The 1,798-nt window shown below is 74.0% G+C and carries 2 protein-coding genes and 1 pseudogene; all 3 read left to right on the top strand.

What is annotated here, in order from left to right; all coding sequences use genetic code 11:
* Positions 1 to 143: 143 nt before the first annotated feature.
* Positions 144 to 386, top strand: a pseudogene (locus AC2W7G_RS15330) (DAK2 domain-containing protein); the annotation flags it as partial.
* Between the two features lie 193 nt (positions 387 to 579).
* Complete coding sequence (locus tag AC2W7G_RS15325) at positions 580 to 1,128, top strand: hypothetical protein (RefSeq protein WP_485869198.1); 549 nt, start codon at positions 580 to 582, stop codon at positions 1,126 to 1,128.
* Between the two features lie 2 nt (positions 1,129 to 1,130).
* The coding region (locus AC2W7G_RS15320; protein WP_485869199.1) for an OB-fold nucleic acid binding domain-containing protein at positions 1,131 to 1,798 on the top strand (668 nt) is incomplete at its 3' end.

Genomic DNA, 1,798 nt, shown 5'->3' with positions numbered 1-1,798 from the left:
CGCGTTCGCCGTCGTTGGCCCCGTGCCGCCCCGCGAGGCGCTGGCCCCGCACGCCGCAGCAGCTCGAGCGGCTGGCCGCCGCGGGCGTGGTCGACTCCGGCGGACGCGCGCTCGTCGTGGTGCTCGACACCAGCGAGCAGGTCATGACCGGCCGCTACCGGGGCACCTCGCCGGCGGTCCTGCCGGTGCCGGTCGCGCAGGTCGGCGACCTCGTCGAGGGCGGCCCGGCGTACGAGGTGATGTACCTGCTGCGCGCCGAGGACGAGGCGGTCGTCGCGCTGCGCGAGACGCTGGACGAGCTGGGCGACTCGCTCGTGGTCGTCGGCGGCGACGGCCTGTGGAACGTCCACGTCCACGTCGACGACGTCGGGGCGGCGATCGAGGCCGGCATCGTGGCCGGACGGCCGTACCGGGTCCGCGTCACCCACTTCGCCGACCAGCGCACGGCCCCGGTGGCCGAGCGCCGCGGGCGGATGGTGCTGGCCGCCACGACCGGCGACGGGCTCGGTGAGCTGGCCGAGGGCAGCGGGGCGGTCGTCCTGCCGTTCACCCGCGAGCAGCCGCCTCGACGTCGACCGCATGCGCAAGGCCCTGCTGGCCGGCGAGGCGGCCGAGGTCGTGGTGCTGCCCAACAACGTCCGCTACGTCTCGCTGTTCGAGGCCGCGGCGCGCGAGGCCCGCGAGGCCGGCGTGCGCGTGGCCGTGATCCCGACCCACGCCCAGGTGCAGGGGCTGGCGGCGCTCGCCGTGCACGACCCCGGACGTCCGTTCGACGACGACGTCGTGGCCATGTCGAGCGCGGCCGCGCACGTCCAGCACGGAGCGCTCACCATCGCCGCGGAGAGCGCGATGACGATGGCCGGCCCGTGCGAGCCCGGCGACGTCCTCGGCGTCGTGCAGGGCGACTTCGACCTGATCGGCTACGACCTGCTGCAGGTCGGCGCCAACGTCGTCGACCGGCTCCTGGCGCCGAGCGCGGAGCTGCTGACGCTCGTGCTCGGCTCCGGTGCCGACCAGCAGCTGGCCGACGCGCTGTGCCGCCACGTCCGGCTCACCCGGCCCGACGTCGACACGGTCGTCTACCGGGGCGGGCAGGAGCACTACCCGCTGTTCGTGAGCGTGGAGTGACGATGGGCATCACCCCCGCGTCCAAGCTGTCCGCCGCGGTCGGTGGCAAGGACGCCAAGAAGCTCGAGGCCGCGTTCGGCATGCAGACGGTGGCCGACCTGCTCGGGCACTACCCGCGCCGCTACGTCGACCTCGGCGACCGCACCCGCCTGTCCGACCTCGAGGTCGGCGAGCACACCACGGTCGTCGCCGAGGTGGTCAGCGCCAAGAACTACTCCTTCGGGCCCGGCGGCCGACGCACCCGCACCGAGGTGGTCATCACCGACGGCACCGGACGCCTGACCCTGACGTTCTTCCAGCAGCCGTACCTGCTCAAGCAGGTGCAGCCGGGGATGGTCGGCATGTTCTCGGGCGTCGTGGGGGAGTTTCGCGGCCAGCTGCAGCTCACCCACCCCATGCACAACCTGTTCGAGGAGGACTCGGCGGTCGAGCGCGGCATCATCCCGATCTACCCGGCGAGCGCGAAGATCTCGTCCTGGGCGATCGGCCGCACGGTGCGGCTGGTGCTCGACGTCGTCGAGGGCCTCGACGACCCGCTGCCGGCGGACGTCGCGCGGCCCGCGACCTGCCGACCTGCGCACGGCCTACGAGGGCGTCCACCGCCCGCGCGAGCGCGCGACTGGCAGGACGCCCAGGCGGCGCTTCCGCTTCGAGGAGGCGTTTCGTGCTG

It is taken from the genome of Aeromicrobium sp. PFPM2_SD2 (assembly GCF_057364525.1).
The sequence above is the reverse complement of the archived record's forward strand: the minus strand, read 5'-3'. Positions and strand labels throughout refer to the sequence as shown.